The sequence below is a fragment of the Pseudomonas sp. GW821-FHT10C09 genome (assembly GCF_059415465.1).
Genome location: NZ_JBWKNG010000008.1, coordinates 137111 through 159449, shown reverse-complemented (window position 1 = coordinate 159449; position 22339 = coordinate 137111). Strand labels below are relative to the sequence as shown.

Annotated in this window: 19 protein-coding genes; all 19 read right to left on the bottom strand. The window is 62.4% G+C overall.

The genetic code is table 11. The annotated features are described in order from the left end of the window. Window positions 1-514: 514 nt before the first annotated feature. The gene (locus AC07N8_RS10390) at window positions 515-1372 is read right to left on the bottom strand and encodes a CsgG/HfaB family protein (RefSeq protein WP_483839975.1); all 858 of its coding nucleotides are present in this window, start codon (window positions 1370-1372) and stop codon (window positions 515-517) included. A gap of 31 nt (window positions 1373-1403) precedes the next feature. Next, complete coding sequence (locus AC07N8_RS10385; protein ID WP_483839976.1) at window positions 1404-1823, bottom strand: curli assembly protein CsgF; 420 nt, start codon at window positions 1821-1823, stop codon at window positions 1404-1406. Further along, on the bottom strand, window positions 1820-2212 hold the full coding sequence (csgE, locus tag AC07N8_RS10380) for a curli production assembly/transport protein CsgE (protein WP_483839977.1): 393 nt from the start codon (window positions 2210-2212) through the stop codon (window positions 1820-1822). Before csgE ends, AC07N8_RS10385 begins: the two co-directional genes overlap by 4 nt. Beyond that, window positions 2209-2748: a type II secretion system protein gene (locus AC07N8_RS10375; RefSeq protein WP_493143394.1), complete on the bottom strand. Its 540-nt coding sequence runs from the start codon at window positions 2746-2748 to the stop codon at window positions 2209-2211. Before AC07N8_RS10375 ends, csgE begins: the two co-directional genes overlap by 4 nt. Then, the gene (locus AC07N8_RS10370; RefSeq protein ID WP_027921386.1) at window positions 2723-3097 is read right to left on the bottom strand and encodes a type II secretion system protein; all 375 of its coding nucleotides are present in this window, start codon (window positions 3095-3097) and stop codon (window positions 2723-2725) included. Before AC07N8_RS10370 ends, AC07N8_RS10375 begins: the two co-directional genes overlap by 26 nt. 4 nt (window positions 3098-3101) lie before the next feature. After that, on the bottom strand, window positions 3102-3575 hold the full coding sequence (locus tag AC07N8_RS10365) for a type II secretion system protein (RefSeq protein ID WP_027921387.1): 474 nt from the start codon (window positions 3573-3575) through the stop codon (window positions 3102-3104). A gap of 2 nt (window positions 3576-3577) precedes the next feature. Then, window positions 3578-5452: a secretin GspD/PilQ domain-containing protein gene (locus AC07N8_RS10360; RefSeq protein WP_483839979.1), complete on the bottom strand. Its 1875-nt coding sequence runs from the start codon at window positions 5450-5452 to the stop codon at window positions 3578-3580. Next, a complete protein-coding gene (locus AC07N8_RS10355) occupies window positions 5449-5964 on the bottom strand; it encodes a hypothetical protein (RefSeq protein WP_483839980.1) in 516 nt (171 codons plus the stop codon). Before AC07N8_RS10355 ends, AC07N8_RS10360 begins: the two co-directional genes overlap by 4 nt. Continuing rightward, window positions 5964-6512 carry a GspMb/PilO family protein gene (locus tag AC07N8_RS10350; protein WP_483839981.1) on the bottom strand — a complete coding sequence of 183 codons (549 nt, stop codon included), beginning with the start codon at window positions 6510-6512 and terminating at the stop codon, window positions 5964-5966. The genes AC07N8_RS10355 and AC07N8_RS10350 overlap by 1 nt, the downstream gene beginning before the upstream one ends. Further along, the gene (locus tag AC07N8_RS10345; RefSeq protein WP_493143390.1) at window positions 6499-7044 is read right to left on the bottom strand and encodes a PilN domain-containing protein; all 546 of its coding nucleotides are present in this window, start codon (window positions 7042-7044) and stop codon (window positions 6499-6501) included. The genes AC07N8_RS10350 and AC07N8_RS10345 overlap by 14 nt, the downstream gene beginning before the upstream one ends. Window position 7045: 1 nt before the next feature. Then, window positions 7046-7849, bottom strand: coding sequence for a hypothetical protein (locus tag AC07N8_RS10340; protein WP_483839983.1), 804 nt, complete (start codon window positions 7847-7849; stop codon window positions 7046-7048). Further along, window positions 7830-9536, bottom strand: a complete 1707-nt coding sequence (locus tag AC07N8_RS10335; RefSeq protein ID WP_483839984.1) for a GspE/PulE family protein — start codon at window positions 9534-9536, stop codon at window positions 7830-7832. The genes AC07N8_RS10340 and AC07N8_RS10335 overlap by 20 nt, the downstream gene beginning before the upstream one ends. An 85-nt stretch (window positions 9537-9621) precedes the next feature. Beyond that, window positions 9622-10152: a response regulator gene (locus AC07N8_RS10330; protein WP_483839985.1), complete on the bottom strand. Its 531-nt coding sequence runs from the start codon at window positions 10150-10152 to the stop codon at window positions 9622-9624. A 218-nt stretch (window positions 10153-10370) separates the two neighbouring features. After that, a complete protein-coding gene (locus AC07N8_RS10325; RefSeq protein ID WP_483839986.1) occupies window positions 10371-11327 on the bottom strand; it encodes a peptidylprolyl isomerase in 957 nt (318 codons plus the stop codon). A gap of 13 nt (window positions 11328-11340) precedes the next feature. Beyond that, window positions 11341-12891, bottom strand: a complete 1551-nt coding sequence (locus AC07N8_RS10320) for a cytochrome c/ABC transporter substrate-binding protein (RefSeq protein WP_493143387.1) — start codon at window positions 12889-12891, stop codon at window positions 11341-11343. 7 nt (window positions 12892-12898) lie between these two features. Then, a complete protein-coding gene (locus AC07N8_RS10315; protein ID WP_483839988.1) occupies window positions 12899-13519 on the bottom strand; it encodes an SCO family protein in 621 nt (206 codons plus the stop codon). Continuing rightward, window positions 13516-14172, bottom strand: coding sequence for an SCO family protein (locus AC07N8_RS10310; RefSeq protein ID WP_483839989.1), 657 nt, complete (start codon window positions 14170-14172; stop codon window positions 13516-13518). The genes AC07N8_RS10315 and AC07N8_RS10310 overlap by 4 nt, the downstream gene beginning before the upstream one ends. A 13-nt stretch (window positions 14173-14185) precedes the next feature. After that, a complete protein-coding gene (locus AC07N8_RS10305) occupies window positions 14186-16138 on the bottom strand; it encodes a cytochrome D1 domain-containing protein (RefSeq protein ID WP_483839990.1) in 1953 nt (650 codons plus the stop codon). Window positions 16139-16328: 190 nt separating this feature from the next. Further along, a complete protein-coding gene (mnxG, locus tag AC07N8_RS10300; protein WP_493143384.1) occupies window positions 16329-22151 on the bottom strand; it encodes a manganese-oxidizing multicopper oxidase MnxG in 5823 nt (1940 codons plus the stop codon). Window positions 22152-22339 lie beyond the last annotated feature (188 nt).

Below are 22339 nucleotides of genomic sequence, written 5' to 3'. Positions count from 1 at the left end.
TGAATGTGAGTCCGTCTTCGCGAGCAGGCTCGCTCCCACAGTTGGATTGGGTACATTTGATAGGGAATGGTTGGCTGTGAGTCCGTCTTCGCGAGCAGGCTCGCTCCCACAGTTTTAAATCGGCGTACAGCCGTTGCCTCTCACCACTCAACAGGCCGAGCGTTAGCTCGCCTGAAAGCTTTTGATCTACCGCCCCCTCGGGAGGCTGAGTGGAGGTGTGCATCCGGGGAGTGGCGCGCAGCGCCGTTCGACGCAGTCGAACACGCTGCATGTAGGTCGTAGCGAAGCAGACCGGAGGGCAGTGTCCCCGGATGGATACCGGAACGAAGGAACGCCGAGCCTAAGCGAGGGGCCGGACGCTCGGGGCGAGACCTTTGGTTACTTTGGGCTGGGCCGGCACCCCGGCGTTTGCCAAAGTGACACGCCGTAAGGGCGGAACCATTAACGGCCGTTACCGCAGAAATGGATATGTACACCAAGGGGAAAACCAGGTCGGCCCGAAGGCCGCCTCGGTTCACTCACTCTCCGGATCAACCTTGGTCTGGGTCAGGTACCGGTCAAGCGTCGCATCGGCCTCCGGCGTGTTATCCCCTGCCACCTGCCACAAATGCCGCTCAATCCCCTGCGCCAGCAAATGCCCAACGGCCGCCTCGATCGCCGACAACACACACAACTGCGCCGGCTCGTTCGTGGTGTAACCGACTTCAGCTTCGAGCAACTTCTTGAACTCGATAAACTTGAACACCCCGGCACTACGGCTCACCGAATAGATCGTCTTGCTGGTCATCACGTTAGCCAACACCTGCCCACTGCGCACATCCACCGCCCGCAAGTTCACCGTGACCTGATCCACCCGGTACTCCCGGGAAATATCGATCCCCAGATAACGCGCCCCTTCCCCGCCACTGCGCACATTGGTGTCATAAGCAATGATCCCACCCTCAAGCATCATGTTCGCCGCTTGCAATGGAGGCAGTTCACCCTGGATATTCACCGGCGTATTAGCCTTTTTCTGCGAAGCGCGAATGATCTTGCGCTCGGTCAGCAGGTTCTGCAGCCCTTCCCGCTCCAGCACCACAAACCAGCCGCTGGACTGCAACGCATCCATCAACATGCTCGCCGCGCCCTGGGTCACGCTGGTTGAAAACGAACTGGCCGGGGTCGGTTTGTATTGCCCGGTCTGGTCGCGGAAACCGTACACCACCGCCATCAACCGGCCCTTGGGTCGAGGCATGGCCAGCAAATCGTAATAGGTCGACGCCCGTGGTGTCAGGGTCGGAGTCTTGGTGTCCTGCTCGGCCGACATCGGCTCGCGCAAACCACACCCTTGTAAGGTTGCCAACATCAGCCCTAGCGCAATTATTTTTTTCATGTCCCTAACTCCCCATCGACCCAAAGCCCTTTTAAGGGGCCAGGCCATTCACCTGGATTTCCGACACTTCACCGGTCGATCGGTCCGTCACTTCAATGGTCAGTGCACCGGAATCATCGACAACGTTGACAATAAAAGCGTCGGTAGAAAGGCTCCCCGAGTTACCGGAGGAAATGTTGTCCAGCACTTGCCCCAGCAACCGCGATTGCAGCTGACTGGTGAATCGCTCCAGGGCCGAAGTGCCGGCGATAGCGGTGCGATTTTTCAGGTCCGGATCGTCGTAGTCGTTCTGCGCCTGAGCGTTGTTGAGCAGCCAGGTGCCGTTCAACGGGTTGCCGCCGAACGAAGGGTTGATGGGTGTGTACACCAGCTCCGTGGCCTGGACCAGGCTGGCGCTGCCCAGCCCGAGCAGTAAAATGCCGGTGCACTGCAAGAACGTTTTCTTTTTCATAATTCGTCCCTCTCCAGGTCCGTAGTGTCTTGCAACAAGGCCTCCAGCTTCTGCTGGGCTATCTGTGCGCGAACCACGTCGGCGGCCTGATAGGCGTCGTCCTGGAGGTCCACGGTATTCGGCGGCAAGAAACGCCGATAAACCAGTCGCTGCCGATATTCCACGGTCACCAGGCTGCCCCAGCGAGCCGAAGGTCGTTCACGCACCACCAGGTTGAAATCCATCGGGCTGGTCGCGCGCAGACGTTCACTGAACGAGTAATAAAAGTCGTGGCCGATGTGCGAGATCGTGTCATCGACAATGAAACCGAGCATTTCCTCGTCTTCGCCGGCACTGGCGAAGGACGCCACGCAGGTGAGGATCAGGGCCGCGAGCCAGTGTCTGTTCATGGCGATAGCGCCTGAGGCGTTGAGGACTGGGCTTTCGGCGGGCCAGAGGTGCCGTCGAGGAAGGCCTTCTCGGCCACGAACTGCCAGTCTTTGTAGCTGGCCATCCCGACGAAATCCGACCACTGGCTGGGAAAATCAGTCTGCTTGAGCGGCGTGTCCGTCGAAGGGCTGTTGAGGCCGGTGATGCGCCCGTCGAAACCGCGCATCAGCGTCCACTCACCCCCGCCAATCGGGTCCGGGTACAGCTGGCGCAGATGATGTTTGGGTGATGGAAAACGCTCATCCTGCAGCAGGTCCGCCAATTCTTTCGGGTACTGCGCCAGGCCTGGCGAACTGCGGTAGTAGCTGCGCAGGGCCTGGGCGTACTGCGTGCCGACCCACAGCAACTGACGCTCCCGATCGCGGCGCGAGGCGGTTGCCCACAACTCGCCGGCGCTGGCCAGCCCCATGCCCATCACCATGATCAGGAACAGCACGCCCAGGTAGGTGAACCCCGCCTCGTCGGTCGGCTTACCACTCGGAATAAAGGCTGCCATCACGCGCCCTCCCTGTGGCTCCACTTTTGATATCAGCCACCCCGCCCGCCACGCCATCCGGCGGCGCGACCAGCACCCAGGTGTCCTTACGCTCGGCAATCGGGTCCATCGGCGCGTTGCGCAGGTAACGCTGTTCGATCAGTTGATCGAGGGAATCGGGGTAACGCCCGGTGTCGCCGTAGTAGTGATCCAGTGCTTCGCGCATGGCCGACAGGCTCTGGCGCAAAGTGGTTTCCTTCGACGTTTCGAGGCTGTTGAAATAGCGCGGCAAGGCGATGGTCATCAGCGTCGCGATGATTGCCATGACCACCATCAGTTCCAATAAGGTAAAGCCCTTTTGCCGACGCATATGCTCACCACTCCCGGTAGGCGATGCCGTTGAGACCCTTGCCCCGGGCCTTGGAGTAAACGTCAAAGACGTCTTCACCTTCACGCGGGTTTTGAGCCGTACTGTCATAAGAGCGCAAGCCCCAGCCACCTTCGTCGTCACGCTTGACCGCCGTCAGCGGGTCATGAGGCACGCGGCGCAAAAAGTAGAACTTGGCGCCCTTGGCACTGCGCACATCACGCACGCCTTCCACCAGCACTTGAAGATTGGGTGGATAGCCGCTGCTGTTCAGCGACTTCTCGATATAGCCGGCGTCAAAGGCGCGCTTGTAGGCGTCGATGGCATCGCGAATCTGGTACAGCGCGGTGCGCAGGTCCTGCTCTTTGCCCCGGCGCACCACGGTCTCGGTCAGCGGCGCGGCCATACCGGCCAGCAGGCCGATCAGGGCCAGCGTCACGACGACTTCGATCAAGGTAAAACCGCGTTGCGAGGCGTTCATGATCAAGGCTTCTCAATTGTGACTTGAGGGGTGGCGGAAGCCACCGGCCGGCCGACCGTCACTTCGGTGGTCACGCCAGGCACCGAGCGGTCGATGTGTTCATTCTGGATCTGTGGCTCCATCCGGCGATCCGGCGCCTGGATGTGCATGCTGGTTTCGGTGCCGGTAGGGAACTCCATGTCCGACGGGCTCTGGTACGGCAGGTTGCGCACGATCCGTGGGGTGATCGACAGCACCAACTCGGATTTGCCGACGGTGTCCTTGTTGCTGCCGAACAAGCGGCCAAGGCCCGGGATGTCGCCAAGACCGGGGATCTTGTTGCCCGTGGCGCCATGGTCGTTACGCACCAGGCCGGCGAGGATCTGTGTTTCGCCGTCATGCAGACGCAGCGTGGTCTGGGCGTTGCGGGTGTCGACCTGAACCGGAATGGTGCCTTGGCGGGTCGGTTCCAGCGGCGTGGCGTTACTCACTTCCAGGGCGATTTTGATCGCCACTTCATTGTTCAAGTGCACGATCGGCTGCACTTCCAGCTTCAGACCGACGTCGAGGTAGGTGACGCTTTCGGTGATCACCGGCCCTTGGGTCGACGGCACCGAAGTCGCACTGATGATTGGCACACGTTGACCAATGTGGATGCGTGCCTGCTCACGGTTGCTGACGCGAATCACCGGGCTGGCCAGGGTGTTGATGTCGTTGTCCTGCGCGTTGATCTTGGCTTGCGGCGATGGCGAGATGGAGATCCGGCTGGAGTCGATGCCTTTGAGTTGATCGAGGATCGTCACCGGCGAGCCGTCGGTGTTGATCACGCCGAAGGTGTTCGGCCATTGCAGGCCAAGGTCGAGAATCCGTTGACGGGCGACTTCCATCACTTCCACTTCCAGCACCACTTCCGGGTTGGACTGGTCTTGCGATTGCAGGAGCTTTTCGGCCATGCGCACGGCGTCTTCGCTGTCGCGCATGGTCAGGGTATTGAGGCGCTCATCGACGAACACGTCGCGAGTCTTGAGCATGGTCTTGATCATGTTCAGCGCGGTGTTCGCATCGATGCTGGTCAGGTAGAACGTGCGCATCACCAGCTCTTGATAGTCCTTGAGCTTTTGCGGCGAGTCCGGGTAGATCAGCAAGGTGTTTTCGTTGACGATTTTCTGGTGCAACTGGTTCTGTTGCAGCAGCAGTTCCACGGCGTCTTCGATGCGCACGTCACGCACGAAGATCGTGGCTTTCATGTCCGGGCGCAGGTCCTTGTCGAAGATGAAGTTCAGACCGGCCACCTGGGACAGCACTTCGAAAATGGTTTTCAGGTTGGCGTCGCGAAATTCCAGGGTCACCGGACGATCCAGGCGGGTGCGCAGTTGTGGGTACGGGATCACGTTGCGGCTCTGCACCAGGCGGATGTTGCCTTGCAGTTCCAGGGCACCGTCGTTTTTCGGGTCGAGTTCGAGGATCTGTTTGACCTGGCGATCGGCGCCGTAGATGTCGCCGCGACGCAGGTCGCCACGAGCCAGTTCGAGTTTTTCATCCATGCTGCGCAGGTAATCGAGTTGGCGCAGCGCGTCCTGGGCGCGACGGTTGTTTGGTTCGATGTTCAACACCCGGCCGTAGGCCATGCGTGCCGAAGGGAAATCACGGCGGGCGCGGTCCATGTCACCTTGAGACAGTAAGTTGGTCACCGCCAGCCTTCGCCCGCTGTTGAGGGCCAGGTGCAGCTCGGTGTCGCGGGGGTCTTCACGCAACCCTTCTTCGATACGGGCCAGGCCGGCTTCGTACTGCCCCGACTCGATCAGCTGGGAAGCTTCCTGGTTCGCGAGCTGCGCCGAACTGCACGCGGCCAGCGCTGCAGCGATGCAGACACTCAACAGCAAACGGGATGTGTTCATTGCGCGCTCCCCACAGACAAGGTCTGGGACAAATGCAGAGGCAAGTAGACAAAACTGAGTTCCACGTCGGAAATCCGCTCGATCCGCCAGGTTTCGTCGATCACATCCCCTTTGCGTACGACGTATATTTTTTCGCCGTTCTGCAAAAACACTTGCAGGTCGGAGCGGTCATTCAGCTTGCCAATGAACTGGAAAGGCATCGGCGGTACGCTGGGGGCTTGTACCACCGGGGTCTGGTTGACGGGCTGTTCGGTGACGCTGGCCAGGATCGGTGCGACCTTCCAGCTGCGGGCGGTGAACAGGTCGCCGGACGGGCTGAGGTCCTTGATCACCGCCGGTTTGCCATTGGCTGCTGCCGCCGGCAGCGTGCCGGTTTTGCTTTTGACCGGGGTGGTCGAGGCGGCGACAGACTCATCGCCCTCATCGGTTTTCTGCAAATATTGAGGACCCCAGGCCAGTCCCGCGGCCACGCCGAAGAACGCCATCCAACCCAGTACGCGCTTGGTATTCATCATGACCTCGACAGGTAAAGGGTCATGCGGATCCGCCCGGTCAGGTCGGTGTCGGCGATCTTCTTGCGCTGGAACTCCACGTCTTCCACCACCACTGCCGGCAACTGGCCGAGCAAGGCGTGCAGGAAGCGCCGCAGTTGCGGATAGCTGCCGCGCACCGGCAGCAGAATCTGGTAGCGGGCCAGGTGCGTCTTGGGGTCGATGCCCAGTGAATATTCACCGCGCGACAGGGTTATGTGTTCCTGGCTGGCCAGCGCGTAGATCTTGTCGATGGCCACAGTGGCCTGCGGTTGCGACGGCAGTTTGCTGCGGAAATCGTCGAGTTGACGCTGCGGCACCACCGGGGCGGCGACGCTGCCGTCTTCAACCTTGGCCAGGTACTCGCCGGCTTCCCGGGTCTGCTGGCTCAGCTGTTGCAGCGCTTGCCAGTCCGGCATCAACCCGCCGAGGCCATACACCAGGGCGACCAGCAGCAGCGCCATGCCAGCCAGGCCAGGAATGCCCAGGCCTTGCAGGTATTCGTGGACGATCAATCTAGGGATTCGCATCGCCGATCTCCCAGCTGGCCGACAGGTTGAATTGCACCGGGTGTTCCGGCACGTTGGCGACGATTTCGTGGCTGAGCAGCGACACGTCGGACAGCTCGTCGCTGGCTTCCAGGCGTTGGTGGAATTCGAGCATCGATTCCAGGTCCCGCGCCTCGGCGCTGATGCGCACCTGACCTTTGCGTGCATCCGGGGTCAGGGTCAGCAAGGCGACGTTATCGCGCGGCATCGCTTCGAGCATGGCGAACAGGCGCTCCCAAGGCCGACGCAGTTGCTGGGAGACTTTGCGCATTTCGGCCAGGTTCTGTGCCTGCTCGCGGGTTTCGGCCGGGGTCAGGGAGACCTTGCTGCCGTTGTCGCCGGTGAGCGCACGCTGGGCATGTTGCAGATGACCTTGTTGTTGCGAGGCCTCGTCATCGAGGTGCTGCTGGAAGAAGAAACACACCAACGCCAGCGTCACGCCACCGGCCAGCAAGCTCCAGCCCAATGGGCCGGAACGGCGACGCGGCTGGAAGTCGAGCATCAGCGGGCGCATGTCAGGCCACCGCCCGAGACATGACGTACAAACTGTCGCGTACGGCCGTCTGGTCTTCTTCAAGGGTGCGCAAGTGCACGCCCGGCACATCGGGATGCGAGTCGATGCGCGCCGGGGCGTGCAGGTAGACGTTGAGCGGCCGTTCGCTGGTGGAGGCCTGCAATTGGCTTTCACGACCGATCAGCGCGGTCAGCGCCGCGTCGCTGTCACTGCTGCCCGCCGAACGCACCGCCACCCAGCGCCCTTCCCGCGCCAGCAGCAACACGCTGCGCACCGGCTCGGCAACGACGAACAGAAAGTCGCCACCCTCAAAGCTCTTGTCGAAGTGATTGAACGCGGCCATCAGGTACGGCTGCACCGAACGCAGGCGCATGCCGCGACCGCTGACCAGGCTGCGCAGGCGCGTCAACAAGTCTTGCGGCAGTGCACTGGCGATCCGGTCGTAACCCGCAGGCTCGGCTGACAGCACCATGCTCCAGGGTTGGGTCGGTACACCATAAAGGTCTTCGAAGCACAGTTGGGCGAACCCGAGCAGTTCGTCGGGGCTGCTGATTTCTTCGCTCCAGGGCACCAGGCAGAAACGGCTGAAGTGCCCGGAGATCACCACACACAGCTCCGCACCGGCCGGCGCGTGTTCGCCGAGCAAACGGTCGAGGGTTTCGAGGGCGACGGCCCAGGCATGGAAGCCTTCGTCGATGAAGCCGACGCTGCCCAGCCACAGGGTGTCGCTGCCGCGGCGCTGGCCGAGGCCGACACCGCTGGCGCCGAGCACGGCGATATACCGATCACGAGACAAAAGTGACACGATTGATCTCCTCGAGCGTGGTACGCCCCTGTTGCACCAGTTCCAGGGCCGACTCGCGCAGCAGGCGCAAGCCACGTTTGCAGGCGTGGGCCTTGATCTTCGAAATGGGTTGGCGCTCGACAATCATTTGCCGCAGCTCGTCGTCCAGGTGCAGCAGCTCGGCGATCGCACTGCGCCCGCGATACCCGGTGCCCCGGCAGTGGCCGCAGCCCTTGCCATGCACAAACTGGTAGTGGCCGACCTCTTTCGGGTCGAGGCCCGAGGCGAGCAATTCGTCGTCGGTGGGGGTGACCGGCGCGCTGCAACTGGCGCAGACCAGGCGGATCAGCCGCTGCGCCAGCACCGCGTTGAGCGCCGACACCAGGCTGTAGGGGTCGATTTCCATTTGGGTGAAACGGCCGATCACGTCGAACACGTTGTTGGCGTGGATCGTGGTGAACACCAGGTGACCGGTGAGTGCCGATTGCACGGCGATTTGCGCGGTGTCCGGGTCGCGGATTTCACCGACCATGATCTTGTCCGGGTCATGGCGCAGGATCGAGCGCAAGCCACGGGCGAAGGTCAGGCCTTTCTTTTCGTTGACCGGGATTTGCAGTACGCCCGGCAGTTGATATTCCACCGGGTCTTCGATGGTGATGATCTTGTCCACGCCGTGGTTGATCTCGGTGATCATCGCGTACAGCGTGGTGGTTTTACCGCTGCCGGTCGGGCCGGTCACCAGCACCATGCCGTAGGGTTCGGCGGCCAGACGCCGCAGTTGGCGCAGGGTTTCTTCTTCAAAGCCCAGGGCCTGCAATTGCACACCGCTGACTTTGTCGGCCAGGTCCTGTTTGTCGAGGACCCGCAGCACCGCGTCTTCGCCGAAAATGCTCGGCATGATCGACACCCGGAAGTCGATCTGCCGGCCGCTGATGCCGATCTTGAAGCGACCGTCCTGGGGCACGCGTTTTTCGCCGATGTCCAGTTCGGCCATGACTTTGACCCGGGAGATCACCTGCTCGGCAAACTCGCTGCCCTGGATTTTGCTGATGTTGTTGAGCACGCCATCGATCCGGTACTTGATCACCAGGCCGCTGCCGGTGGTGCCCAGGTGAATGTCACTGGCGTGCATTTTCAAGGCGTCGTAGAGGGTCGAGTTGACCAGTTTGACGACGACGCTGGCGTCTTCGCTGATGCTGGTCAGGGACAGGCTTTGCAGGGTGTCGATTTCAACGCCGGTGTCGGATTGGGCATTGAGCGATTCCACCGCGTGGAAGCTTTCTTCGTGGCGCGCCAGGTAGGCTTTCAGGTCGTCGGCATGCACCAGGTACAGCGGCGCACCGTGCAGGCAGTCGTCGATCCAGGCCAGGCGCGAGGTATCGAAGGGGTCGGCAAACACGCCGATGACCGCGTCTTCGTGACGCAGCAGGATGAATTCGCGCTTGAGGCATTGGGCCAGGGTGACCCGGTCGAATACCGGGATGGCCTTGAACAGGCTGTCGGTGTCGAGCACCGGATAATGCAGGGTGGTGCCGAGGCACTGGATGAAGGGCATCGGGGCGAGTTCGCACAACACCCCGAGGGCTTCCAGTACCCGTTCGCCGGAACTGGTGGCCCGAGCCCGAGCCTGGGCTAACTGCTCACTGGAAAAACGAGACGGTACACAGTCCAACAACGCCGGTTCGACGGCAAGGGATAGACGGTCCATGGCATGCTCTCCAACGCCCGGGGCTTTGAGCCCTGTCGGCGCGGCGAGTCATCGCGGCGAATGCCGGAACGCCTTGTCGCGCCAATTACTCCCCGGTGAGCAGTTGTTCGTCGTCTGGCGCCATGGAGGCCGATGTTCGTCGGCGATCTGCAAGCACCCAACTACCGTCGTACAACTGCAGCGGGAAACTCTCGGTCCTGCTCTGGCGTCGTTCGACGAATCCCTCGGAGGTGCTCACGCCCGTTTTGGGTTCGCGCTTCATCCCTAAAAGGTCACAGACTGCTCGGGCCAGTTCCGCCAACGGAAACGGTTTGAACAGGATATGGCTGACTCCCAGTTGCCGGGCCCGCTCACAGACTTCAGCGGTGGGGTGCCCGGTAATCAGCACAAAATGGCAATTCCTGTTCTGGCGGACCGCGTCGAGCACCTCAAAGCCTTCCATATCGGGCAAGCGGTAATCGAACACCATCACATCGGGTGCAAATTTTTCGGCTTCGCCGATGGCCTTCGCACCGTCGTTCGCTACCAGGACATCCAGCCCCTGCGCCGCCAGATAATCCCGGAGGTTTTGTGCAAGCAGCTGTTCGTCTTCAACAACCAGTATTTTGTTCAACAAGGTGGACTCCTTGTAACCGCAGGTCCGATATCCGTGCCTGGGAGTGCGCGCCTTAATTAGGCTAACGCACACTTCATGCCAGACTGAGTGCCGCTTTTTGGTCGACACATCGCTTTGATTTTCATGAAAAAACCTTTTCGCTCGCAAACCCCGTCCCCCAAAGACGGGGAAGCGCCCGGATTTGCATTGAAGCTTTCCCCACATTTGGGGGTGAAGCATCAATCATCGTCAATCCGTTCGATTCGATTGTTTGATCGAAGCTGCGCCAGAACTTGCAGACGTGCTTGAGCCTGTTGCTGTCGGGCAAGGTAAGCCCTGACCATTTCAAGCCCCTGCATTTCTGAGACATCGGCTGCCTCCAAGTGGTTCTGTAGATAAATCAAATGCCAGCCCAACGGCGTACGCACCGGTTCGCTGACGGCCCCCGGCGTCAGGGCGAAGGCCGCCGCTTCGAACTCGGGCAGCATGCGCCCCCGAGGAAAATAGCCCAGATCGCCGCCCTCTTTGGCCGAAGCATCTTCGGAGCCGGCCTTGGCGACACTGGCAAAGTCCTCGCCCTGGCTGATTTTCGCGCGCATCTCTATTAAGCGTAGCCGCGCCGCTTCAACCGTGGCGGCATCGGCGTCTTGCGGCACTTTGATCAGGATGTGCCGGGCCTGGATTTCTTCTGGCCTGCTCATGTCGGCGCGATGTTCCTCGTAAAACGTCCGGACCTGTTTTTCATCCGGTGTTCCCCCCGCCTGCACCAGCTCGGCAAAGACTTGCTGGGCCGCCAGTTCCCGACGGGTGTATTCGGTGAAGCTGGCTTCATCAAAACCGGCGTCCTGGAGCCGGCGGGCAAACACCTCCGGGCCGCCGATGGCTTGGCGGGTCTGGTCAACCTGGCGTTGCACGTCGGCATCGCTGATCACCACGCCGCGCTTGAGCGCTTCTTGCCACAGCAGCTCCTTGTCGATCAAGGCGTCCAGCGCCTTCTGCCGCAGCTGCTTATAAGCCTTGGGGTTGCGAATGTTGCCCACCGCCCGGCCCTGATCCTCGAGGAATTCGGCGAAATAGCGCTCCAGGCGAAACTCGGAAATTTCCTCGCCATTGACCCGCGCGGCGGCCGGGCCGTTGTTGCACAACGCGACCGGGACCCACAGTGTCAGCAGCATCAGCGCAATGTTGAGTTTCATGATCGGCCTCCGGTCAGGGCATGGCAGCAATGGGTTTGTAGGGTGCAACCACAAAGAAGCGCTGGTCGGGCAAGTCCACCGTCACGACGTGGGCACCGCTCAAGCCCAAGCGACGGCCCGGGCCAAAGTTGATCAACGGGGTCAACCCGGTCTCGAAATCATGCAAGCCTTCCAGGGCGCTGATGAGCTTCTCGCGGCTGGCGTCGCGCCCGGCCTGCTTCATGCCTTCGCTCAACAGCAGCATCGAGCTGTAGGCGCCGACTTGCAGCACCGCGTGCTGACCGCCCAACCCCTGGTTTTCGCGCAATTGCGTCAGCGCCAGGCGCCCGGCCAGCGTCCAGTCGCTGGGCACGAACGGGTAGGCCAAGAACAACCGACGGGAAAACCCGCTGGGCATTTGCAACACGTCACCGGCCACCTGATTCGAGGCCGCGAACAGGTAAGGCACCTGCCCCGCTTTTTGCAAACGCTCGGCCAAGCGACTGAAACCTCTGCCACTGCCCAGGTAAAACACCGAGCGCGAGCCCAGCGGCAGTTCGTCTTGTGCCTCGTCGTAGGCTTGCAACCGCACCTCTTGCCAACCGTGATCCTGCAAGTATTGGCCGAGGTCCTGCGCCGCCTGCCGTTGGCTCGGCTCGTCTGGGTAGATAATCAGCGTCGGCCCCTTGAGCACACGCAAATTGGCGGTGCCATAGTCGGCCAGGGCGATCAATTGTTCGCGCAGCCCCGGCAACGGTTCAAAGATTTGCCGACTGGCCTGCGCCATGCCTTGTAACGAGAGCGGCCCGATCAGCGGAATCCCGGCCTGTTCCAGACGCGCCGCCAGGTCCACGTCCAGCGCCGGGGCCAGCGGTGAGATCAGGGCGAACACTTGCTCCTGTTCGATCAACTGCTCCAGTGCCCGCTCGGCACTGGCGCGGTCCGGGCCAGGGTCGAGGATGGTCAAATTCACTTGCCGACCATGAATGCCGCCCGCTTCATTGATTCGTGCCACGCTGCCCCTGAGCACCGCCGCTACCGTAGCGCCCTCATCGGCCAGCGGTCCCTGACTGGGCAACAAGGTGCCCAGGTGCAGACTGTCGGCGGTCAATCCGGGGTCGCGGTCATCGGCCACACGCTTGAGGTAGGCCGTGAGGTTGCGTTGATCCTTCATCGACAGCACGAACCGCGGCATCGCCGGATCCAGTCGGTTGTTGGCCGAATCGCGACCTTCGGCAATGGCTCGGGCCAACGCGCCCTCGGTGTAGGCCGGATAGTCGCGACCGTTGACTTGCTCCTGGCCATAGCGGCTGGAGAGCCGCGACCAGCTGATGTCCGGCGGGCGCACCCCGCCTTCCGGCCGCCCCTGACCGTCGGCGCCATGGCAGTTGGCGCACGGCAAGCTGCTGGCCGGCAAGATCATGTCGGCGGCGCCGACCCGGGCCATGACCGGTTCACCGCTCTCGGACAGACCCTCGCGGTACAGGCGTTTGCCCGCACTTTCGCTAGGGGTGAGCGCTAACGCATGGGCGGTGCAATGCATGCCGCCAAGCAGTAGCAGGCCGAGGACCAGGGACGTTTTCATGGCGCGCTCAACGACCGGCCACGGGCATGGTCAGCAACTGCAAGCGCTGAGCAATGGCGGCGGCCGGGGCATCGGGACGGATTTTGCTCCAGCGCTTGTTCGCCACGTCACCGACGATCAACTGCGTGGAATGCTGTTCGGGGGTCGGCACGATCTGGCCGATACGACTCAGGACAAGGTCCATTTGCGCCTTGTCGCCAGTGAGAAAAAACCAGTGGGGCCCATCGACGCCCTGTTTCAAGGTGTAAGCCTTGAGTACCGCCGGCGTATCGCGCAGCGGATCACTGGTAAGGGAGATAAAGGTGATGCCATCAGCCTTGTCGCCCAGCAACTCACGCACTTCCTTGAGCTTGCGGGTGATCAGCGGACAGGCGTCGTTGCAGCTGGTGAAAATCACGTTCAGCAGCACCACGCGGTTTTGCAGCGCGTCGCTGTAGAAGCGCAGGGTCTCGCCGTTCTGATCCTGCAACGGCGTGTCGGTGAACCAGGTTTTCGCATCGTGCGTGCCGGTCGCCGGTTGCGCGGCAGCCACTGCCGACGCGGTTTCTTCGTGCCCTTCGTGGGCAAACGCCATCAAGCTGACAATGCAAAAGCACATTGTGAAGAGGATCAGGGCGAGCGCTCTCATGGCTGTTGCTCCATGGCAATGGCGGTGTGTTTGGCGTGGGCATTGCGCTGGCCGCTGATCTTCTCGACTTCACGGGTCAGCACGGCCGGGTCGGTGAAGCCGTAGTAGCGAGTCCAGTGGCGGCTGTTGCCATCGCCGACGAGGATCAATGGCTGATGGTTCTTGAAGTCGCCACTGAACGAGCCCAGGCCCTTGAGGGTTTCATTGATCGACTGCGAACTGCCGGTCAGCCAGCTCCAGCCCGGACCGTTCTGGAAGTTGCGGGCGTAGTCGTTCAGGCGTTTGGCGTCGTCGCGCTGCGGGTCGACGCTGATCGACACCAGCTGCACCTCGCCACCGACCCGGGCACCGAGTTGTTTTTGCACCTTGCCCATGATCGAGGACACCACCGGGCAGACCGTGGTGCAACTGGTGTAGATGAAGCTCATGACCACGATTTTGTTGCTGATCAGGTCCTTTTCCAGGCGCACCGATTTGCCGTTCTGGTCCACCAGTGCCACGTCGGCGAACTTGACCTGGGCGCTTTCGGAAGTGGCGCTTTTGGGCGGCATGTCGTGCCCGGCGTGTTCGTCCGCCGAGTGCGCCAGGGCCTGACCGATACCGGCCGCCAACAGGCAGAACGTCAGCCATCCACGGTTTGCGAAACGGTTCATGTCGGTGTCCTCTTCAGTTCGCAGTGCCGGGCAGAACCCGGACGCTGGCAAAGGTCTTGTCGTCGAAATTCGCACCCAGCGACGCCGCACGGACGTGCAAGTACCAAGCGCCGTTCTGGTCCAGGGTCACCGGGGCTTCATAGATGCCATTGCCCATGTCGAGGGCCGCGACTTCCTGCGCCCGGGACGTCGGCGCGCGGAAGTAGCGCACCTGAACATCCTTGACCCCGCTGCGCCGGGTCTTCTGCTGGCCCTGGACGATGCGAAAGCGCACCACGTAGGGGCTGCCGAGGGCGGCCGTGGACTTGTCGAGCATGAACTCCACTTTGGGCGCGCCGGGGTGTTGGGCGATTGATGGGTCTGGCTCGACCAACGCGGTGAAGCAGTGAATGATGTTCGGTTGATTGAGCAGGAACGCCACGTCGAAACGCCCGGCCGATGGCAACTTGATCCGCGCGCTGTACAGCCCCGGTTCAACCTCGCGCAAGCTGCGGTCGATGACCATCGCCGCCCGCGCCACTTGCCCGCGATTGGGGTATCCGGACATCGGCGCGTTCATCCCTTCGGCGTAGAAATAGGTGGTGTTGTCCACCGGGTTGACCACGAACACCGCGTTGTCGTCCCGCGACACTGCCAGGCTTGACGCCAGCGGCAGATCACCGGCCAGCCGTGGCGCTTGCGGCCCGGCCTCAAATCCCTGGCTGATCGGCGTGCGCCCCTGGCCCAGCGACGACAGGTTGATCATGGTGACTTTGGCCGACGCCAGTCCGCGCACATAGGCATAGGCCTTGGTGAACACCACCTGATAGGGCTCGGCCGACACGTCCAGTTCATGGATCAGCGAGTCGGTCGCGGCGTCGATCACCGAGGCCTGATTCTCCAGGGTGTTGAGCACAATGCCGAAGCGACCGTCAGCGCTGAAGCCCATCGGTCCCAGGCCCTGCTTTGCCTTGATCACCCGGCGCACCGCCAGGCTGGCGCTGTCGACCACAGTCACGGTGCCGTCCTCGCCATCGGCGACGTACACCGCCTGGGACAGCGGCGAGTACGCCACCGACAGCGGGTGCGAGCCGGTCTTGAGTTGCTTGCTGACGGTCAGGCTGGCGATGTCGATGATGCTCAAGGTGCCGTCGTCGCGGTTGGTGACGAAGGCAAAGCGGCTGTCCTTGCTGAAGGCGATTTCGTGATGCCCGGCCCCGGTGGCCAGGTGTTTGAGGGTCTTGAGGCTGCGGGTGTCGATGACCGTGACGCCGGACTCGTCGGCGGTCGACGCATTGTTGCCGACCCACAACAGACGTTCATCCGGTTGCAGGGCCACGCGCACCGGGTTGCTGCCAGCACTCACCGACTCCAGCAATTTGAATTGCTCACTGTCGATCACCGCCACTTCCCCGGCGGTCGGCATCGACAAAAACACGCGTTTGTTGTCCCTCGGGGTCACCCAATCCATCGGCGGTTGTTTGAGGTCGATCCGGGCCATGGTGCTGGTGATGCCGCCCACCGACACCGACGGGTCGACCACTGACACGCTGGCATCGCGGTTCATCACCAGCAGGAAGTAGCTGTTCAGGTCCAGCAACGGCCGCGCGCCAATGCTCGATTTGAGGAACACCCCGACCCGGGATTTGCAGCTTCGCTCGCGGCCTTGGGCCTGGTCGGCGGCAACGGTTTCGGGGTCGAGCCAGGCGCCGGGGTTGACGCCAGACAATGGCTGGCCCGAAGTGCTGTCCTTGACCCGGAACTGTACGTCGGCAAACTCGCCTTCGCGCAGTACACCGTCCTTGGCCAAAGGCTTGACCTCAAGCGCCACCGAGACCCCGTCACGGGAGAGGTTCTGGCCGCTCCAGGTGTCCGGCAGGGCGACTTCGCTGAGCATGCTCGGCGGCGCGGTGCGCCACACACCCAGGCTGATCAGCGCAACGCCTAAAACCAGCGCGCCACTGGCGATTCTGATGGTCCTGTTCATCCCTTTCTCCCCTTCAGATCTGTGTCTGCCTACGTACGGTGAACCTGTGGCGAGGGAGCTTGCTCCCGCTGGACTGCGCAGCAGTCCCCTTCCTTTTGGGTGAAGAGGGGGGCCGCTTCGCGACCCAGCGGGAGCAAGCTCCCTCGCCACAGATGACTCATCGCTCGTTCCTTCTCTGTACTGGCATGCGTTACGGCGCCGGTGCCGGTTCCGGTTCGTTGGTCACCCGCAGCAACCCCCACAGCCCGGCGGTATTGCCGTAGGCGGCGTAGTCACGGAACAGGTAATCGCCCGGTATCGCATTGCTGCCCCCGGCGCTCGGGTGCATGAAGCTGAAGTGCGCCGCCGGCAGGATGCTTTCGTGGGCGCCGATGTACATCGACATCGGGTTGTAGCCGAACCGCACCGAACCCACGCCCGGCGTCCCCATCGGATAACCGCCGGTGTCGCTCTTCTCCGACTGGAACGGGTTGACCGACCAGACGTGACCGTCCAGCTGGAACGTCGAACCACGGCTGCCACCGGTGGGCATCAGGATGTGGGTGCGGAACGGTTGCCCCGGTTTGGCATACAGCACCGGCGTCTGCGGATCGCCCCCCACCAACGCGTTGCTGTAGGCCATGTGCGCGTTGGGCACGTCGCCGTAACCATTACCGTCGGCGTGACCGAACGGCGCGTCCGGCGGCAGGCCGAAGCGGTACCACATCGGCTCGGTTTTATAGTTGATCGCCATGCTCGAGTTATCCTGCGGATCGGTCGGCACACCCGCTTCCGAGGCAATGCCTTCCACCGGCCGGCCATTGGCCCAACGCATGTTGAGTGCCTTCTGCCAGACCATCGCAAAGTCGCGGTAGGTGGTCTGCCCTGGCGCGGTGACCGTCGCGTTGACCTTGCGCGCATCCTCAACCCAGGTCGCGCCGATCGGCAGGATGCTCATCGCACCACCGAGGCCTTTTTGAGGCTGCTTGATCACGTCGGCCGGAGTGAAATTCAACCCGCCGAACTCCACCGCCGTGGCGTTGATGTTGTCGACACTGCGGCCCAGTTGCGTAATCGGCTTGCCTTCACGTTCCAGGTGCCCGGCGTAGTACTGATAAGTACGCGTCGGGTACGCACCGCTGTTGCCAACGCGTGGCGGTACGGTCTGGATCGGGTTGGTGCCGACGTTGGTGCCGTCGGATTTGGTGATGTCGTACGCCAGCAGTTGAGCGTGCAAGCCCACCGAGCTGGACGGCCGCATCAGGTTGTTGCTGAAGGTGGTCGAACCTTCGCCACCGTTGCGGTCACGCTTGACCATGCCCATCACCGAAGCGGTCTGGACCAGGTCCGGCATCACGGTCGGCAAACGGTTTTCCAGGGTGATGTTGATGCAATCACCAGCCGCCGCGCGCAGCACCAGCGGTTCCACAGGTACACCGGGTTTGAGCTTGCCGGTGACCGGGTCGAGGTCGGACTTGCGCACGTACAGAATCGCGGTCGGGTCATGCAACGGGCCGCTTTGCCCGCCGATGGTGAAGGTCGTCCCGTCCTCGGGGTCGTTCACCGTGACCTGTGGAATGCTCACCGCACGGGAGTTGTACACCAGCGTACCGCCCGCCGGATTCAACGGCCCGCCCACATGCTGGCCGATGCCCGCCGGGTCCGCCATGGACAGGTTCAGCGGGTTGCCGAGGATGTCGTTGGCCAGCGCCGCGACCACTTCATAGTTGCGTTGCACGGTCGGCCGGGTGCCGATGCCATTGGGGTTGGCGCCAATCCGTGGGCAAGCGCCATCGAAGGCCACGGTGTTGCGCATGCCCGCCGGTTTCGGGTTGTTCGGCAGCGCGAACAGGTCATTGCGTTGCGCGGTGTAGTTGCGCATCACGCCCCAGATTCCGCTCCAGTAACCTTCCAGGGAAGCGTCCATCGAGTACAGGTAATCCCCGGTGGTCGCCGCTGAGCTGGACAGCATCGAGACCGGCGCGATGAAGCCCATCTGCTCGGAGATCCCGATCATTTGCGACGAACGCCAGCCGGAGTTGGAGCTGTTGCCGAAACCGGAACCGCTTTGCAGCCACTTCACGCCGTGCAGGGTCACGTTGTGTTCTTCTTCATGACCGCCGGCATGCACCCGCAGCCGCACGTTGTCACCGGTGTAGGTGCGCAGCATCGGGGTGAACGGATCACCCGGTTCCGCACCGCCCTTGTTGATGTGCGGCGGGAACAGCGTGGTGCCGCCGGTAGGGCCGGTGGCAGCGGTGACCAGGTTAGGCGCCAGGTTCATCGCCGGGATCGCCCGGTCGGTGCGGCTTTGCATGGCGTACGCAAGGTCGCCACCGAGGCCGTCGGCCTGCATGCCGCGCTTGCCGTCCGGGCCGACCTTGTTCGGGTCATACACCCGCAGGGCCAGCGGTTCGTTGCGGTAATTGACCACGAACATGCCGGGGTCATCCACCGAGATGGCTTGCGGGCAAGGCCGGCTTGGGCAACCAGGCGACAGCCCACCGCGGGCTTCTACCACTTGCTCAAGCAGGGTCGCGGCTTCCTTGCGCACCGGCGGGTTGATCGCGTAGCGGAAGCTGTCGGCGGTGGCCGGGAAGGATTGCGCATCCGGCACACCATTCGGACCAGCGCCCACATACACACCGGCTTCATAGGCGTGCTGGAAGTCGCTGTATTCGAGGAAGAACTCGCGGAAGCTGTCGTTCTTGCCGTCGCCGTCCAGGTCACCGGTCGAAATCACTGCTTGCCACGAGGTCGGCCCGCCGTCCTGCCGCGCACCGCTGTACAACGGCTCGCCGGTTTCGGCGTGGAACCAGGTGGAACCGGCCGGCTCTGCCAGCACGGTGGCGTACAGACCGATTTGTTGGTGCGTCGATGGGCCCAAGTGGTCGTGGGTGAAAATGGTTCCCAGCCCACGGTCGACGCCTTTGCTGTTGACCACCGGATCGACGAACCAGCGCTGCATCGCCGTGCGCGCGCCCACCCAGTCGGCCCGGCCATATTGACCAAAGAACGGATGCGCCTTGGCCACCGGGCAAGCCGGTGTGCCGTCACGCGGGTCGGTGCCTTCGCACTGGTTGAACAGGCGAATCGCGTGGATGCGCTCTTGCACGGCACCGGGGGAAAGCACGCCGTCTTCATAGTTCCAGCCGTTGGCCGAGCCATCGGCGGCAGTCAGGTCCCATTTCGGCAGGTGGATGTGCTGACCGATCACGTCGGTTGGCGTGCGCACCTGATAGTCATCCATCTCGTAGATGGCCGGCACCAGGTTGGTTTGCTGGTACTGCACGCAATCGAACGTGTTCATGCGCATCACCAGCGGTTCTGGCGGACGCTGTTTGGTGATCACCGGCCAGGCGTCTTCCCACAGCGCCAGGATGCGCGCTTGCGGGAAGTGGTAGCCGACCTTGTTGTACACCGCGTCGAACTGAATGTTCGCGGCCTTATAGATGCGCGGACGGTCGGCGGTGAAGGTCGAGGAACCGATAAACGACAGGCCGTCGATCCGTTCGCCGCTGTTGAACTCGCCGGTGCCGGCGCTGGCGGTCAGGCGTTTTTGCCGATCGTCCATGCACGGTTCGTAGTACGGCGCACCCGCCATCGGCAAGGCGCCGTTGGTGCGGAAATTGCGCGCCACCACTTGATTGCCCGGCAGTACGGCGAAACTCGGATGTTCTTTTTTGGCGTGGAAGGCCATGGCGGCCTGTTCCACTTCGGTGCCTTCCTCAGGCATGTAAATCGGTTTGGCGCGGGTCACTTCCTTGGAGAAATCCAGCGACGTGGTGACGGTGTGCGCCTGACCACCCGAAGAGAAACCGTCCAGTGAATGACGCCCCAGACCGCCGTCCCAACCACCGGACTGCGCCGGATCGAGGTTGGCCCACAAGGCATTGCCGCTGGTTTTCAGGGATTGCGCCTTGGCGGCGTCGAGCATGTCCAGCGGCGGGGTTGGCGGACGTTGGCCCACCGAACTTTCCATGCCGCCGATCCAGAACGGATAACCCGGGTTTTTCAGGCTGCCGTCGGCATTGCGGTTGGCTTCGCTGCGGTCGACCAGAGCCAGGGAACCGATGGCTTGAGCACCACCGCTGCCACCGTGATGTTCGCCGTCGTCATCGCCCTCCTCGTCGTCATCGCCCTGACTGGCCACCAGGGTTTCGCTGATCTTCGGTACGACCGCGACTTTGCCCGGCATTGGCGCCATGGCTTTGCCCGGCAGCGGAACGACTGCGGGAATCGGTGTGCCGGCAATGATCTCGCCATCCGGCAAGGCCCGTGCGCCCGCCGCCGGTTTACCGCTGCGCAACGCGTAAGGTTCGCTGTGATAACCGTCGGTGCCCTGTTGGGACACTTCGAGTTTGGTGCCTTCCTCGAACACATCGTGCACCCGCCACATGCTCCACATGCCTTGGGCAAAGTGCGGATAGAAGTGGCAGTGATAGATCGCATCGCCGGCAACGCGGTTGCGATTGCCCGACCCACCATTGGCGATTTCATAGGTGTAACCGGCGCCCGGACCAATGCCCTGGGCATCGACATAGTCGGAGTTATCGTCATTGGGGTTGAACAGCCATTGATGGCCGTGCAAGTGGAAGATGTGCTGCTCGTGACCGTTGTGGGTGTTGCGGAATTTGACGAAGTCTCCGATGTAGCTGTGGTTGACGTTGGCCGGCTCGGACGGATACAGCGCCATGGTCGCCTTGACCCCGACCTGATCGGCGCGCGGCGTTTCACCCGGAAGAATGTTTTCCAGGCCGACGTTGGCCGGTACGTCCACCAGCATCGCCACGTCCCCCACGGTGTGGGAACTGAGGAAGAATTCTTCATAGGCGCAGGACAGGCAATCATGCATCGGCCCAACGCCCAGACGGTTGGCCACCACTTCGGCGCCCATGCCGCCGGAACCGTAGTTGATCATGAACGAGTCGCGGGTCGGCTCCAGCACGTGTGCCATCACCGGGTCCGCCCAGTACGCGGGGAATGCCTGGGTCGCCGCCACTTCATCCTGGAACTGCGAGGCGAAATCGCGGAACGGTTCCAGCCGGTTGGGCAGCGCCGGGTTGCGTTTGCCGATGGCTTCCAGCGGGTAGGTCGCGGGCGGGAAGCTGCCATCGGCGTTGCTGCCCATCACGATCGCATCGCTCTCGCTGGAGATGATTTCATTGCCATCGACCATGCCGATGATCGGCGTGCCGGCCTTGCCTTCACGGATCCACGGCTCGCGCTGCGGGTAGCGCGCCTGGTAATCGACAATCGGCTGGCCCGCCGGCGTGCGGCCGCTGCTGGCCAGGCGCATTTCTTCTTCGGTCACGGTGTTGCGATAGGTCCGGCCGCCCTTGGGCACCACCACAACCTCACCGAACAGACCGTTGGCGACGTTGCCTGCATCGCCTTCACCCCCGAAGGTGGCGCCACGGCTGCTGGCCGCAAACGCACCTTCACGCTCGGCGTACAGGGTGTAGGAACGCGTGGCACCGGGCGGAATCAGCGTGTTGGCATTGCGCCCGGTGAAGGACGCAATGTCGTCAATGCTGTTGACCGCTTGCAGGCCGTTGACCTGGAAGCCGACATGGCGGTCGGTGACTTGCTCATCAACCTTGAACTGGTCGGCATTGCCGGTTGCCCCCCCTTCTGCGCCCTCGACTTCGGTCTCTTCGTGCTTGCCGGGGTTGGCCTGATACGCCAGCAGGTTTTGCAGGTTGATCGTCAGGCAATCACCCGCCGCTACCCGCAGCACCAGGGGACGCGGACGCTTGTCCGGCCGCAACGAGACTTTGCCCGGCACCGCCGCGCCACCCTGGGCGAGGGACATGTTGTGATCGTCGACCACGTCACGGCGCAGGGCGAACATCATGCCGTTGGCGTTCTGTGCACCGAGGCGGTTGAACATCAGCGGCTGATCCAGCGCCACGACGTTCGCCACCAGATTGCGTTCGCAACGGGCGGCCGCTTCGGCCAGCTCGATGCCAAATAAGGGCGCTAAAAACAACAGCAGATTAACCAGATGATGTGCGTGGGGTATGCCGGACATAATCTCGGGCCTCGCGTTGGGTGTTCACAGGAACAATTCTCGACAAGTGCGCTGGAGCAATCCCCATGCCAAAAATAATTGTCTTGTTTTTCAGCCAGTTACTGTGACGACTTGATAACTCGGGGGATATTCCCCACTAATTCCCCACTTTTCTGCCGGGGCCATCATTCCCCACTGTTGGGGCAAAC

Bases quoted from the DNA above. Each gene is read 5' to 3' on its own strand.
- AC07N8_RS10345 (WP_493143390.1), bottom strand. From the start codon at position 7,044: ATGCGCCCGCTGATGCTCGACTTCCAGCCGCGTCGCCGTTCCGGCCCA.
- AC07N8_RS10350 (WP_483839981.1), bottom strand. From the start codon at position 6,512: ATGCGAATCCCTAGATTGATCGTCCACGAATACCTGCAAGGCCTGGGC.
- AC07N8_RS10335 (WP_483839984.1), bottom strand. From the start codon at position 9,536: ATGGACCGTCTATCCCTTGCCGTCGAACCGGCGTTGTTGGACTGTGTA.
- AC07N8_RS10375 (WP_493143394.1), bottom strand. From the start codon at position 2,748: ATGGCAGCCTTTATTCCGAGTGGTAAGCCGACCGACGAGGCGGGGTTC.
- AC07N8_RS10385 (WP_483839976.1), bottom strand. From the start codon at position 1,823: ATGAAAAAGAAAACGTTCTTGCAGTGCACCGGCATTTTACTGCTCGGG.
- AC07N8_RS10370 (WP_027921386.1), bottom strand. From the start codon at position 3,097: ATGCGTCGGCAAAAGGGCTTTACCTTATTGGAACTGATGGTGGTCATG.
- AC07N8_RS10305 (WP_483839990.1), bottom strand. From the start codon at position 16,138: ATGAACAGGACCATCAGAATCGCCAGTGGCGCGCTGGTTTTAGGCGTT.
- mnxG (WP_493143384.1), bottom strand. From the start codon at position 22,151: ATGTCCGGCATACCCCACGCACATCATCTGGTTAATCTGCTGTTGTTT.
- AC07N8_RS10310 (WP_483839989.1), bottom strand. From the start codon at position 14,172: ATGAACCGTTTCGCAAACCGTGGATGGCTGACGTTCTGCCTGTTGGCG.
- csgE (WP_483839977.1), bottom strand. From the start codon at position 2,212: ATGAACAGACACTGGCTCGCGGCCCTGATCCTCACCTGCGTGGCGTCC.
- AC07N8_RS10365 (WP_027921387.1), bottom strand. From the start codon at position 3,575: ATGAACGCCTCGCAACGCGGTTTTACCTTGATCGAAGTCGTCGTGACG.
- AC07N8_RS10320 (WP_493143387.1), bottom strand. From the start codon at position 12,891: ATGAAAACGTCCCTGGTCCTCGGCCTGCTACTGCTTGGCGGCATGCAT.
- AC07N8_RS10390 (WP_483839975.1), bottom strand. From the start codon at position 1,372: ATGAAAAAAATAATTGCGCTAGGGCTGATGTTGGCAACCTTACAAGGG.
- AC07N8_RS10325 (WP_483839986.1), bottom strand. From the start codon at position 11,327: ATGAAACTCAACATTGCGCTGATGCTGCTGACACTGTGGGTCCCGGTC.
- AC07N8_RS10315 (WP_483839988.1), bottom strand. From the start codon at position 13,519: ATGAGAGCGCTCGCCCTGATCCTCTTCACAATGTGCTTTTGCATTGTC.
- AC07N8_RS10355 (WP_483839980.1), bottom strand. From the start codon at position 5,964: ATGAATACCAAGCGCGTACTGGGTTGGATGGCGTTCTTCGGCGTGGCC.
- AC07N8_RS10360 (WP_483839979.1), bottom strand. From the start codon at position 5,452: ATGAACACATCCCGTTTGCTGTTGAGTGTCTGCATCGCTGCAGCGCTG.